Source organism: Kitasatospora sp. NPDC002227, from assembly GCF_040296285.1.
Classification (GTDB): Bacteria; Actinomycetota; Actinomycetes; order Streptomycetales; family Streptomycetaceae; genus Kitasatospora.
The window spans coordinates 50,713-62,686 of record NZ_JBEOWY010000029.1 but is presented as its reverse complement, the minus strand read 5'-3'; the positions used below and the strand labels follow the sequence as shown (position 1 = coordinate 62,686).

Below are 11,974 nucleotides of genomic sequence, written 5' to 3'. Positions count from 1 at the left end.
CCCCACGCCTTCGGCCGGGGGCGCTCCCTTCTTCTCCCGCGCTCCCTGTCCCCGGTCGGTCTTATAGAGTTTCGGCCTATGAAGATCGCACTGATGGACTCCGGGATCGGCCTGCTCGCCGCCGCCGCCGCCCTGCGCGCGCTGCGGCCGGACGCGGACCTCGTGCTCTCCTCCGACCCCGCCTCGATGCCCTGGGGCCCGCGCCCGGCCGAGGACATCACCCGGCTCGCGCTCGGCTGCGCGCGGGCGGCCGCCGCGCTGCGCCCCGACGCGCTGGTGGTCGCCTGCAACACCGCCTCGGTGCACGCGCTGGAGGCGATGCGGGCCGAGCTGGAGCCGGGCCTGCCGGTGATCGGCACCGTCCCCGCGATCAAGCCCGCCTCCGCCGCCAGCCGCAGCGTGGCGATCTGGGCCACCCCGGCGACCACCGGGAGCCCGTACCAGCGGGGGCTGATCGAGGAGTTCGGCGGCGGCTCGGCCGTCACCGAGGTGGCCTGCCCCGGGCTGGCCGACGCCGTCGAGCGCGGCGACCGGGCGGCGATCGCCGCCGCCGTGGCGGATGCCGCCGCCCGCACCCCGCAGGGCACCGAGGCGATCGTGCTCGGCTGCACCCACTACGAGCTGGTCGAGGCGGAGATCCGCGCCGCCGTCGGAGCGGACATCCGCTTCTTCGGCTCCGCCGAGGCCGTCGCCGCCCAGGCCCTGCGGCGGGTCGCCCCCGACACCCCGCCCGGCACCGGCCGCCTCACCGTCCTGCACGCCGGCCGGGAGACCGCACTCCCGCCCGCCGCCCTCAGCTACCCCGAGGGCCTGCGGCTCGCCTCCGTCGCGGTCTGACCCAGGACCGCGCCCCGTGGGCGGTTCCGGGCTCCGCCGGGGTGTCCGGCCTGAAGCACGGTCCGTCCCGGCCCTCAGCGGGTACACCCCCGTCAGAAGCCTGGTCGACCGGGCCTGCTGACGGGGGAGAACATGAGGGGACTTCTGCCACACGGCAGATCACTGAGACACGCCGTGGCCGTAACCGCGCTGCTGAGCCTGGCCGCCTGCGCGCACGCCGGGCAGCCGCCGGGCGGTAGTGCCGCCGGAGCCGGCTGGCGCACGCCGGGCTGGGCGCCGCCCGTAGCCTCCGCACCGGTGTTCAGCACGCTGGTGGCCGCGGACGCCGCCAGGGCGGGCCACGCGCCGGTCGGCCGGGTGGCCCTCGCCGACCAGTCCAGCGCGGCCGAGGCCGACGCCTGGTGGACGGCCGCCGGGGAGCTCTGCCTCGGCGCGGCGAGCGACACCACCCGGTTCGGGCCCGACTGCGTGGCCGGCCCGGCGCTGCCCACCGGTGCCGCACCCCGGGCGGCCGTGGTGCTCGGCCCGGTCCGGGTGGAGCCGCTGGGCCGCTGGCTGACGCTGATCGCCACCCAGCGGGAAGAGCTGTACAACGTGAACTGCGGCGCGTCCCAGGTGGCGTCGGGCGACATCTCCGTGACGCTGCCGGACGGCACCCGGCTGGCCGGATTCGTCGGGGGCGCCGTCGGTGAGGCCGACTCGCTCCGGGAGGTCGACGCCGCCCCGGCTCCGGGCGGCCCCCGGCCGCGGCTCTACGTCCTCGCCACACCTGGGCGGATGTCCGGGGCACTGCGGGCCGAGGTGACCGGCGGCGAGGAGTGGCTGGCGATCGCCGACGCCGCGGCCTCGCCGCACGGATCCTGCGCCGAGCACCTGGACAGCAGCACTCCGTGACCTGCTCCGGAGAGCCATCAACGACAACCGACGGGGGACGGACATGACGGGACGACGACGCGGACGAAGACTGACGGGGCCGGTGGCGGCCGCGCTGGCCGTGGCCTGCCTGGGAGCGTGCGGGGCCGAGGCACACCCGCAACCAGCGGGGGGCGTCCGCTGGCAGGGCGGAGCGCTGGGCTGGCAGCCACCGGGCAAGCCCGACGCGGCGGCGGTCGTCCGGGCCGACGCCGTCGCGGCCGGGCACCCGCCGGTGGACGACCTGACCGAGGTCTACGCGACCGACACCGTGGCCGCCGGGATCTGGCGGACGGCCGCCGGGGAGACCTGCCTCGGCACGTACAGCGCCACCCTCCGGCTGGGCGTGACCTGTTCCCCCGCCCGGCCGCTGGTGGAAGGCTCGGAAGGCGCGCTGGTGCCGCTGTTCGGCCCCGCCGCGATGCGGCCGGGGCACGACTGGCTGACCCTCTTCGCGGCGGTCGGAGCGGAGGCCGCCGCGGTGAGCTGCGGCGACGACCGGACGACGACGGGCTTCCACTTCGCCGTCGACGATCAGGGGAAGCTCCTGGAACCGCTGGAGGCGCCCAGCACCCTGCGGCTGGTCGACCAGTGGCAGGCCGCGAACGGCCGGCTGGTCTACCTGTACGCGTACGTGACGCCGTGGCAGCCCGCCGGAACGGTCCAGGCCGAGGTGGTGCGGCCCAGCGGCAGGGCCACCGAGCCGGTGCCGCTCGGCCCGCGCCCGGCCGGTGCGACGGAGCCGTGCGCCGGCCCGCCCACCGGGTGGGAGCCCGGGCTCGACCCGAAGCGCCCCAGCCGTGGCGAGGAGGCCTGGCACAACGCCGAGCCGAGCCGCCTGAAGGTGGCGGTCTGACCCCAGGCCCGGGCCCTCCCTCCCGCCACGGCGGGTGGGAGGGCCCGGGCACGTCAGCCGGCGGCCGCCGGGCGGCGGAGCGGGTCGAGCAGCCGGGCCAGGCCCGAGCGCTGGAGGCCGGAGAGCAGGCTGTCGATCCGGCGGATGCTGGTCGTGGAGTCCACCTGCAGACGGCTGATCCGCAGCGGGTGGGTGGGCAGCCGGGGGCCGAGGCGGTGGTCGGAGAGGAAACCGAGCCGGTAGCCCAGCTGGCGCAGGACGGCGTCGGCGCGCGGGTCGTAACCGCCGTCCGGGTAGGCGAAGGCGGCCGGGGCCTCGCCGAGCCACTTGGTCAGGATCTCGTGTGCGCCGTGGATCTCGGCCAGCACCGTGTGGTCGTCGCAGCGGCTCAGGCTGGGGTGCCCCAGGGTGTGGTTGCCGATCGCCACGTCCGCCGCGCGCAGCTCGTGCAGGTCCTCCGGGCGCAGCTGCTCCTGCCGGGGCGCCTGGCAGCGGGCGCTCACCCGCAGCTCCTGCAGGCTGCGCCGCCGGTCCGGATCGGGCAGTGCCTTCAGCCCGGCCAGCAGCTGGCCGGAGCCGCCGTACGCCCCCATCGCCCGGGCCCGCCCGCCGTGCTGGGCCAGGTGCTCGGCCTCCAGCCACCAGAACGGCTGATCGGTGCCGATCAGCTCGGCGATCACGAAGGCCGCCGCCGGGATGCGGCGGGCCGCCAGCTCCGGCAGCGCGTGGGTGAGCACCGTGCGGTCGGCGTCGTCGAAGGTGATCAGGACGCTGCGCGGCGGCAGCGGCCGCCCCTCGGTCACCGCCCGTTCGACGTCCGGCAGTGAGACCGGCGTGGCCAGCCGGCGCAGCCGGTCGAGCTGGGCGCCGAAGGACCGGGGATCGGTGACCCCGTGATAGGCGAGGACGGCCAGGCGCCCGGCCGCCCGGCTGTGCCGGAGCGGCTGGCCGGGATTCCGGCGCAGCCGGGCGACCCGGCTGCGCCTGGCGACGGGCGGACCGGCCGGCGCCGGAGCGGCCGGAGCGGCCGGTGGCGGGCTGGTGATGGTGGTGGACAAGGACTGCGGCACGGTTCCCCCTCGGTCGCCGGTGACGGCGTGGCGGTACCGCCGGAGACCGTCACCGGCCTCCGACAACCCGGGCGCGGCGGCTCCGCTCCGGGTCAGGCAGCGAACTGCGGGGACTCCCGACCCGCATTCGCGTCCGCTGCTGGATCGCTCAATCTAGTGGAGACCGCCGACGTTCACCGATGGTTGTACGGCAAGTGACACCTTTTCTCACACAGGCGCGCGGAGTGCACACGAGCTCCGCCGTCCCTCCACGCCGCACTGCCGTGAGCGGTGCTCCTGGGGCCGGCGAGGTATACCGTTGGCAGTATGGCCGGAACTGAACGTGAGCAGGCGGTGACCCGGGCGGCCCGGCTCTGGGTCGGCGGTGCGCTGCGGCGCCACCCGGTGCTGCTGGCACTGGTCGGGGCGGCCTGCGTCGGGATCGGCATCATGATCGCGGTGGCCGTGCCGGAGAGCGACGGGCCCGCCTGGGTGATGGCCGTGGCCGGCTGCCTGGCCGCCGGGGTGATGCTGCTCGGCCGGGTCGTCTTCGCCCGGCTGCGCCCGCCGGTCGGCCAGTAGGCAGCGCCGCCACCCCGTAGGGTCGGGGCATGCCTATCCCTCCGTTTCTGGCCGAACTCCGCTCCTACGTCGGGACTCGCCCGCTCTGGCTCTCCGGTGTGGGGGCCGTGGTGGTGGACGACGCGGGCCGGGTGCTGCTCGGCCGCCGGGCCGACTCCGGCGCCTGGGCGGTGATCGGCGGCATCCTCGACCCGGGGGAGGAGCCCGCCGACTGCGTGGTGCGCGAGGTGTACGAGGAGGCGGGGGTGGTGGTCGAGCCCGAGCTGCTGACCTCGGTGACCGTCTCGCCGATGACGCAGTACCCCAACGGCGACCAGGCGCAGTACCTGGACCTGACCTTCCGCTGCCGGCTGGTCTCCGGCGAGGCCCGGGTGAACGACGACGAGTCGCTGGAGATCACCTGGTTCGCCCCCGAGGACTTCCCCGAGCTCGACGAGTACACCACTCTGCGGGTCACCCACGCCCTGGCCGGCAAGCCCGAGGCCGCCTTCGCCCGGACGGCCGGCTAGGGTCCGTCCGGCCGATCGCGCCGGGCGGTCGCCGCCGGGGCACGCGCCCTCCTTGCCCGGTATCGGGCAGGAGGGGCCCTTCGCCGGCTTCTCCTCAGCCGCCGATGCTCCGCATGGACCTGCCCCCAGCCTTCGGCCGGGAGGTGCCCCCGCGTCGGCGCCGCCCGCGCGTCACCCGACGCCGCCCGCTGATCCGACGTGATCGGCCGGACAGACCCTAGAGCTTCCGCTGGCGGTACATCTCCTCCGCCGCGTCCAGCACCGCCGACAGGTCCCCGCCCGCCGTGGCGGTCGCGACGGCGGCGACGGCGCCTTCGACGAACGGGGCGTCGGCGAGGCGGACGGGGAAGGGCAGGCCGTGTTCGTCGGCGGCCGCGAGCAGGGCGCGGACGGTGGTCACGGCGCTGCCGAGGTCGGCCAGCACGGCCACGCCGTGGCCCTGGTCGACGCGGCGGGCCGCCGCGGCGACCAGCACGGCGCTGCTGCCCGGGCCGTCGCCCAGGCTGCCGCCGGTGGTGGCGACCGGGGCCGGGTCAGGGCTGCCGGTGAGGGCCACGGCCAGGGTGCCGGTGGCGGCGGCCAGCTCCTCGCTGTGCGAGACCAGCACCAGACCGACCCGCCCGAGCCCGGTGGGTCGCCCCGGGTGCGGCTCCGCGGGCTCGGCCTCGCCCGCGGAGTGGGCGGTCGAGATCGGGATCACCTCGGCGTCGTGCGCGGTGCCACCGCGGTGGGCGTCGCTGCGGTCCATCGGCTGCTCCTGGGTGGTGGCCGCCCGCCCGGAGACCGACGGGGCGTGAAACATCCACTCTGGCAGCAGCCGTGCCCGTTAGCACACTCGCCGCCCCGGAGCGGGCCGATCGGTGGATCTCGCCCCTCGGGAGGGAGGCTGGCCGGAACCCCCGCCGGGCGGTGCGGCCGTGGCTAGGCTGGACAGTCGGACGACCGTGGGAGGAGCTGCGCAGTGGTGGCGAACAGTGGGACGAAGGTCGAGGCCAAGCCCAAGCTGGACCTGACGGAGGCCCAGTGGCTCTCCAGCAGCCAGGGGGTCGGTGACGTCCAGATCGCCTTCGTCGAGGGCTACATCGCGATGCGGGACGGCCGTCAGCCGGAGGGGCCGGTGCTCGTCTTCACCCCGGCCGAGTGGCGGGCCTTCGTGCTCGGGGCGCGGGACGGCGAGTTCGACCTCACCTGACGGGCCTGCTCGGCCCCCGGGCGGCAGCTCCGGGGGCCGAGCCCTGCACGGAGCCCCGGTGTCTGTGCCAATCCCCGATTTGTCGTTGACTGTTCGACAAGAAACAGCCCACAGTATGTGCAGCAGGCAGACGCCGTGCCCATCGCCCCCACGCGACCGAGCACGGCGCCTGCTGTGACGCCCGGCACGAGTGCCGAGCTCCTCCCGTGGTTCTGCCCACCGCACCGGGGGTGCGTCGGCCGGTCCCGGCCCTCGAGAGGGCCGGCAGTCGCCGGGAGGTGTGGCACCGGCGTCCGAGAGCGACTCGGGCGCAAGCACCGGTTTGCCCGAGATCCGCACGCCCCCACGCGGCGGTGTCCCGGGCGAGGTTCGCGGTGCGACGGGCCGGGGCCCCGCGAACCTGGCTTCTGGGTGTTTCAGTCAGGTCGGTACAGGTGTGTCAGGTCTGAGCGTAGTTCGGACGCGGTCGGGTCGGACTGGCGGGTCTTGTCGGGACTGCTGGTCTGACGGTCTGCGGACAACGGGAACTGCCCAGGCGGATCATGGTGAGTCGCACGACATGTGCAGCGAGGGAACGCGCACGCGGGCGCGCTGCGACATACCGCCCCCCGGTGGATCGAGTCCACAGCGGCTGTCGTGCAGAACCGAACGTAGCCCGGACGGTTGCTCAGAGTCAACATTGGTCTCTGAGCGTGGATCTGGGCCGAGCCGCCGACCCGGCCCGTGAGCAGGGCGTGACGGCCACGTACGATGGTGTCATGTCATTTCTCCGCCGACGCTCCGGCTCGCCCGCAGGACCGGACTTCGACGTGCTCGCGATGGACCCGGGCGACTGGCCCGGCCACTTCGGCGCCATGACGATGACCGGCGCGGACGGTTCGTGCCAGGGCATCTTCCTGCGCTACGACCTCTTCGGCGGGCGCGGCCCGGCGATGTTCATCGGCAACCTCCCCGAGGGCTCCCCGGCCCGCGACACGGCTGACGGAGTCCCGTTCGAGGTCCGTCAGCTGCTGGCGGCACTGGAGAGCGAGGAGCCGGTCGAGTTCGTCTCCGCCGAGGACTTCCCGGTCATGCTCGGCGACGACCTGCTGATCGTGAGGAAGATCAAGGTCAGCGAGGGCCGGGTGTTCTGCGCCCAGTTCGGGCGCAGCGACGGCGTGCAGGTCACCATCGCGTCCTGGGACAGACCGATCGCGGACGACCTCTACCAACTGCTGAAGCCGCTGCCGGCGGACATGTTCCAGCAGGGCTGAGCCCCTGGCTGACGGCGGCTTCCGGCCATGCTTGACGCGTTCGATCAACGATTCGTACAGTCACCAGCATGCCGCCCCGCCGCCTGTTGCTGACCGCTCGCAGGTACCTGGACCTGCGGCGCACCGCCAGCGCGGCGTGTCCGCGGGTGTGAGTGAGGGCTCCCCGACCCTGAGCGTCCCTTCACCCACGCCGACGCCGCAGGAGGCGCCGCACATGACCGTGACCACTCCCCGCGCCGACCGGGCCCCGACCGTCGCGGCCGCCCTCGCCGGGCTGCCGCGGGTCGTCGACCTGCTCGCCGCCCGGGCCCAGGAGCACGACCGGGACGCCACCTTCCCGTACCAGGGCGTCGAGGCCGTGCACGAGGCCGGCCTGCTCACCCTCACCGTCGCCCAGCGGTACGGCGGCCCCGGCGGCGGGCTGGCCGACACCGTCACCGTGCTCTCCGGCCTCGGGCGCGGCGACGCCTCGGTGGCCGTGCTGGCCGCCTGTACGCTGCTGTGCCACGCCGAGCAGGGGCGCACCGGGGCGTGGCCGGCCGCCGTCTACCGCAAGCTGCTGACCGAGTCGCGGCGCGGGCCCACCCTGCTCAACCTGCTCCGGACGGAGCCCGGCAGCGCCGGGACACTCCCGGGCACGGTGGCCCGACGGGACGGCGAGCGCTGGCTGTTGACGGGCCGTAAGACGGGCTGCGCCGGGGCCGAGGCGCTGGCCTGGATGGCCGTCCCGGCCCGGACCGAGGAGCCGGAGCCCAGGACCGGCCTGTTCCTGCTGCGGGGCGACGGGCCGGGCATCGAGATCGACCCGGTCTGGGACCAGCTCGGGCTGCGGGCCAGCGCCGGGCACGACGTGGTGCTGGCCGAGGCGCCCGCCACCGCCGTGCTCGGCCTCGCCGCGCCCGGTGCCACCGACCCCTTGGAGACCGCCTGGCACGACCTGGCGTTCGCGGCCGTCCACCTCGGGGTGGCGCGGGCGGCCCAGGAGTGGCTGGTTCGCTTCCTCACCCCGCGCGCGGGCGAACCCGCGCGCCACCGGAGTGCGCTGGGGGAGCTCGAGGGCGCGCTCGTGGTCGCCGAGGAGCTGCTGGCCGGCCTGGCCGCCCGGATCGACCGCGGCGAGGCCGGTGCCACGGGCCGCACCGGCCCCGCCCGGCTGCACGTGATCCGGACCGCCACCGCCACCGTCCAGCAGGCCGTGACCCTCACCGGCACCCAGGGGCTGAGCCGCCGCCACCCGCTGGAGCGTCACCTGAGGGACGTCCTCAGCGGGCACGGCCACTTCCCCGCCGAGGACGCCACCGTCGACGCCCTCGCCCAGGCCGCCCTGGACCGACGCTGACCGCTGGTCAGCGAGTGCCGACGGCGGCCCGGACCGCGCGGCGGGCCAGCGCCGCGTCGTCGTACAGGCGGCGGATCATGATGCGCTGCTCCTCGCCCGCGCCCGGGACGTCGTGCAGGCGGATCTCCCGCATCAGCACCAGCACCAGGTTGACCAGGAAGGCGTCGCGGGCGACGGTGCCGCCGGACTGGGCGAGCTGGCTGATCTGGCGGCGGGCCGCGGTGTCGCCCGACAGGACGCTCCACAGCACCGCGAGGTCGTAACCCGGCAGGTACCAGCCGGCCTCCTCCCAGTCGACCAGGACCGGGCCGGAGGGGGCGAGCAGCACGTTGCCCAGCAGGGCGTCGCCGTGGCAGAGCTGGAGAGGGGTGTGCGCGAGGCCGTGGAGCAGACCGCGCAGGTCGCCCGCGTCGCGGTCGGTGAGCTGGCCGACCGAGTGGAAGCGGGCGATCTCCAGCTGGTAGTCGAGCGGCTTGCCGAAGACGTCCGTCGGCGGGCGCCAGAGGTTCAGCGTGCGGACGGCGCCGAGCACGGCGCGTACCTCGCCCGGGGTGGGCGCGTTGACCGGGTGCCGCTCGCGGGCGGCCGGACGGCCGGGGACCCGCTCCAGGACCAGCACGCACCTGTCCGGGTCGGCCGCGACCAGGCGGGGCAGCCGGATCGGCGGGCGGTGCCGGACGAAGGCCCGGTAGACCGCGACCTCGTGGTGGAACCGCTCGGCCAGCAGGGCGTGCTGCTCGGTGCGCAGCGCCTGCGGCGCCAGGCACTTGGCGACCACCGGGGCACGGCCGATGGTGCCGGCGATCAGGATGTGGCGGCTGCCCTCCCGGAGCACCTGGCGGGGGAGGAAGGCGGGACATATCCGCGCGATGTTGGCGAGGGCGGCGCGCACCCCGGGGGTCTGCAGGGTGGCGGGGTCGACCCGGTCCGGGGTGGACTCGACCGGGCGGGTGCGCAGCAGCCGGTCGGCACCGGGCCGCAGGCCGTACTGCTCGGCCGGACGGGGGGCGGGGGTACGGCCCGCCAGCGCACGGGGGTCGGGGGACCGGCCGACCAGCGCGCGGGGGTCGCGCAGGTCGGTGCTGCGGGCCGGGGACACGCCCGGGCGCAGGGTCGGGGAGGGCCCCTGGCCGGCCCGGCCGCCCACCGCGGTGGGGGGGCGCAGCGCGGCGCGGGGCTGGGCGGAGGTGCCGGTGGTCGTGGAGGAGTACATGGGGGGTTGAGAATCCCTTCCTGGCCGACGGTGGCCTCAGCCTGTGAGAGCTGCCGCGGGGGACGCGCTGCCGAGGAGCAGTGCGATGCCGGGGGGCGGCAGCTGACCCCCGCTCGTACGGACGGGCGGGGCGGAGGCGGGTGGGGGACCGGTTGGAGCGCAGGCGCCGGGCGCGGAGCACGGCCGCCCGGCTGCCCGCGCCCTGGGGAGAGCGGGTGCCCGTGCCTGCCGTGGCCGTGCCCGGCGCCTCCGCGCCACCCGGCCGCGCCACCCCCTCGGATGAGGCCACGGGAGTGCCGTTGACACTCCGTCAGGGTGCTCTTGTGCCAAGCCCTGACGGGGTTTCCGGCCCTCCCGATCCGAAGGTGGGGTGGCGCAGCTCTACATGACACCCGGAAGCCACTGGTACACCATGTGGCGGACCCTGGCGAAGCATGGCGAATGGTCGCGTGGCACATGCCGATCGCACTAGGGTCGAGTCAGCCGAGGATTCCTGGGGGCTTCACGTGAGCAAGGGGCCGAACACCAGACTCGCCGATCTCTTCGCCCTGACCGGCTGGTCCAAGGGCGAGTTGGCCAGGCTGGTCAACCGGCGCGGTGCCGCGATGGGTCAGCAGCAGCTGTCCACCGACACCTCGCGGGTGCGGCGCTGGATCGAGCAGGGGGAGATCCCCCGCGATCCGGTGCCGAGGGTGCTGGCCGCCGTGTTCACCGAGCGGCTCGGTCGTGTCGTCACCACTGAGGATCTCGGTCTGACACGACACCGGCCCACCAGGCCCGGCAGTTCCCCCGCGAGCGGCGGCGGCGCCTGGGAGCCGGATCGGACGGCTGAAGTCCTCACCGAGTTCACGGGAATGGACCTCATGCTCAACCGACGCGGATTGGTCGGGGCCGGAGCCGGGCTCACGGCCGGGGCCGTCATCGCCGACAACCTGTACGACTGGCTCACCGGGCACGACGTGGCGTACGCCGCGGCCCGGCCGGGCCCCCGGAAAGTGATCACCCAGGGCGGTGTCCGCCCGCTGGCGGACGTGTACGAGCCCGGCCCGGTCGGCCTCGACGAGGTGGCGGCGCTCGAACACGCCGTGGAGGTCTTCCGCGCCTGGGACGCCTCCCGGGGCGGCGGGCTCCAGCGCAAGGCCGTGGTCGGCCAGTTGAACGAGGTGGGCGGGCTGCTCACGCACGACCTGCAGCCGGCCGTGAAGCAGCGGCTGTGGGCGGTGGCGGCCAACCTGGCGGTGCTGGCCGGCTGGATGTCCCACGACGTGGGCCTGGAGCCCACCGCCCAGCGGTACTTCGTGATCGCCGCCCAGGCCGCCAAGGAGGCGGGGGACCGCCCCCGGGCCGGCGAGGCGATCTCCCGGGCCGCCCGTCAGATGATCCACCTCGGCCGGGCCGACGACGCGCTGGACCTCATCGGTCTGGCCAGGTCCAGCAGCGGCGAGCAGGCCCAGCCCTGCACGCGGGCGATGCTGTGCACGGTGGAGGCCTGGGCACAGGCCGCCGTGGGCCGCTCGGAGGCCGTCCGGCGGTCGCTGCACCAGGCCGAGGAGCTGTTCGCGCTGGGCCAGGACGAGCCGGCTCCCGACTGGATGCAGCTGTTCAACGAGGCCGAGCTGCACGGCATGGAGGCCCTGGTCTACCGCACCCTGGCCGAGCACGACCCGGGCGCGGCCCTGCTCGCCGAGCGGCACGCCCGGCTGGCGCTGGAGCTGCGCGAGCGCAAGGGGCTGGAGCGGTCCACCCTCTTCGACCGGATCACGCTGGCCTCGGTGCACTGGCTCTCCGGGGAGCCGGAGGAGGCCCAGGTCCAGGCCAGGCTGGCGATGGCCATGATCGGCCAGACCTCCTCCACCCGCACCTGGGACAGACTGCGGGAGATGTACCGGCTCTCCGGGCGGTACCGGAGCCTGGCGCCGGTCGCGGAGCTGCGGGCGGAGATCGAGCGGTCGATGCCGATGCCCCGCCGGGAGTTCTGACCGCCGGGAGTTCTGACCGCCGTGGGGCCGATCGGCCTTTGCGGGGGCTCGAGTTGAAGGCCGAGGCGACAGGGGTGCGCCTCGGCCTGCCCATGACTCTGCCAGGTCCGGGGCCGCCGCGTGGGGTCTTACGACAAATTCGCTTGAAAAGTCCCCGGGGCATATGCATTTCGGCAGCTTGTCGGCCTTGTGTGCGTATCGACCGGCCAGGCGGTAACCTTCGGTGATTCCGGCGCCCGGGCGCCCACGCAGG

General features: G+C 75.1%; 12 protein-coding genes. 9 read left to right on the top strand and 3 right to left on the bottom strand.

What is annotated here, in order from left to right; genetic code table 11:
• Positions 1 to 78: 78 nt before the first annotated feature.
• The 3 genes from ABT095_RS24220 to ABT095_RS24210 all read left to right on the top strand — a co-directional run bounded on the left by ABT095_RS24220 (position 79) and on the right by ABT095_RS24210 (position 2,605).
• Positions 79 to 837, top strand: a complete 759-nt coding sequence (locus ABT095_RS24220; RefSeq protein WP_350531571.1) for a glutamate racemase — start codon at positions 79 to 81, stop codon at positions 835 to 837.
• Between the two features lie 174 nt (positions 838 to 1,011).
• Positions 1,012 to 1,731 (top strand): hypothetical protein, encoded by a 720-nt coding sequence (locus tag ABT095_RS24215; RefSeq protein WP_350531570.1) that lies wholly within the window; start codon positions 1,012 to 1,014, stop codon positions 1,729 to 1,731.
• Positions 1,732 to 1,774: 43 nt separating this feature from the next.
• Positions 1,775 to 2,605 (top strand): hypothetical protein, encoded by an 831-nt coding sequence (locus ABT095_RS24210; RefSeq protein WP_350531569.1) that lies wholly within the window; start codon positions 1,775 to 1,777, stop codon positions 2,603 to 2,605.
• A gap of 53 nt (positions 2,606 to 2,658) precedes the next feature.
• Here the strand turns inward: ABT095_RS24210 and ABT095_RS24205 are convergent, their stop codons facing one another.
• On the bottom strand, positions 2,659 to 3,675 hold the full coding sequence (locus ABT095_RS24205; protein WP_350531568.1) for a polysaccharide deacetylase family protein: 1,017 nt from the start codon (positions 3,673 to 3,675) through the stop codon (positions 2,659 to 2,661).
• A 306-nt stretch (positions 3,676 to 3,981) separates the two neighbouring features.
• On the opposite strand from ABT095_RS24205, the gene ABT095_RS24200 reads away from it, so the two are divergent.
• The gene (locus tag ABT095_RS24200; RefSeq protein ID WP_350531567.1) at positions 3,982 to 4,236 is read left to right on the top strand and encodes a hypothetical protein; all 255 of its coding nucleotides are present in this window, start codon (positions 3,982 to 3,984) and stop codon (positions 4,234 to 4,236) included.
• A 29-nt stretch (positions 4,237 to 4,265) separates the two neighbouring features.
• Positions 4,266 to 4,745, top strand: a complete 480-nt coding sequence (locus ABT095_RS24195; protein WP_350531566.1) for an NUDIX hydrolase — start codon at positions 4,266 to 4,268, stop codon at positions 4,743 to 4,745.
• 217 nt (positions 4,746 to 4,962) lie between these two features.
• On the opposite strand, the gene ABT095_RS24190 is transcribed toward ABT095_RS24195, so the two are convergent.
• The gene (locus ABT095_RS24190) at positions 4,963 to 5,355 is read right to left on the bottom strand and encodes a PTS-dependent dihydroxyacetone kinase phosphotransferase subunit DhaM (protein WP_350531609.1); all 393 of its coding nucleotides are present in this window, start codon (positions 5,353 to 5,355) and stop codon (positions 4,963 to 4,965) included.
• A 351-nt stretch (positions 5,356 to 5,706) separates the two neighbouring features.
• Between ABT095_RS24190 and ABT095_RS24185 the strand changes: the two genes are divergently transcribed.
• The 3 genes from ABT095_RS24185 to ABT095_RS24175 all read left to right on the top strand — a co-directional run bounded on the left by ABT095_RS24185 (position 5,707) and on the right by ABT095_RS24175 (position 8,529).
• On the top strand, positions 5,707 to 5,937 hold the full coding sequence (locus tag ABT095_RS24185) for a DUF397 domain-containing protein (RefSeq protein ID WP_350531565.1): 231 nt from the start codon (positions 5,707 to 5,709) through the stop codon (positions 5,935 to 5,937).
• 758 nt (positions 5,938 to 6,695) lie between these two features.
• On the top strand, positions 6,696 to 7,190 hold the full coding sequence (locus tag ABT095_RS24180) for a hypothetical protein (RefSeq protein WP_350531564.1): 495 nt from the start codon (positions 6,696 to 6,698) through the stop codon (positions 7,188 to 7,190).
• 214 nt (positions 7,191 to 7,404) lie between these two features.
• Positions 7,405 to 8,529, top strand: a complete 1,125-nt coding sequence (locus ABT095_RS24175; RefSeq protein ID WP_350531563.1) for an acyl-CoA dehydrogenase family protein — start codon at positions 7,405 to 7,407, stop codon at positions 8,527 to 8,529.
• A gap of 7 nt (positions 8,530 to 8,536) precedes the next feature.
• Here ABT095_RS24175 and ABT095_RS24170 read toward each other — a convergent pair whose 3' ends face one another.
• Complete coding sequence (locus ABT095_RS24170) at positions 8,537 to 9,742, bottom strand: aminoglycoside phosphotransferase family protein (protein WP_350531562.1); 1,206 nt, start codon at positions 9,740 to 9,742, stop codon at positions 8,537 to 8,539.
• 506 nt (positions 9,743 to 10,248) lie between these two features.
• Between ABT095_RS24170 and ABT095_RS24165 the strand changes: the two genes are divergently transcribed.
• Positions 10,249 to 11,721, top strand: coding sequence for a DNA-binding protein NsdB (locus tag ABT095_RS24165; RefSeq protein ID WP_350531561.1), 1,473 nt, complete (start codon positions 10,249 to 10,251; stop codon positions 11,719 to 11,721).
• Positions 11,722 to 11,974: the final 253 nt, after the last annotated feature.

Coding starts and splice junctions, on each gene's coding strand:
- ABT095_RS24220 (WP_350531571.1), top strand. CDS start 79: ATGAAGATCGCACTGATGGACTCCGGGATCGGCCTGCTCGCCGCCGCC.
- ABT095_RS24210 (WP_350531569.1), top strand. CDS start 1,775: ATGACGGGACGACGACGCGGACGAAGACTGACGGGGCCGGTGGCGGCC.
- ABT095_RS24200 (WP_350531567.1), top strand. CDS start 3,982: ATGGCCGGAACTGAACGTGAGCAGGCGGTGACCCGGGCGGCCCGGCTC.
- ABT095_RS24195 (WP_350531566.1), top strand. CDS start 4,266: ATGCCTATCCCTCCGTTTCTGGCCGAACTCCGCTCCTACGTCGGGACT.
- ABT095_RS24180 (WP_350531564.1), top strand. CDS start 6,696: ATGTCATTTCTCCGCCGACGCTCCGGCTCGCCCGCAGGACCGGACTTC.
- ABT095_RS24175 (WP_350531563.1), top strand. CDS start 7,405: ATGACCGTGACCACTCCCCGCGCCGACCGGGCCCCGACCGTCGCGGCC.
- ABT095_RS24170 (WP_350531562.1), bottom strand. CDS start 9,742: ATGTACTCCTCCACGACCACCGGCACCTCCGCCCAGCCCCGCGCCGCG.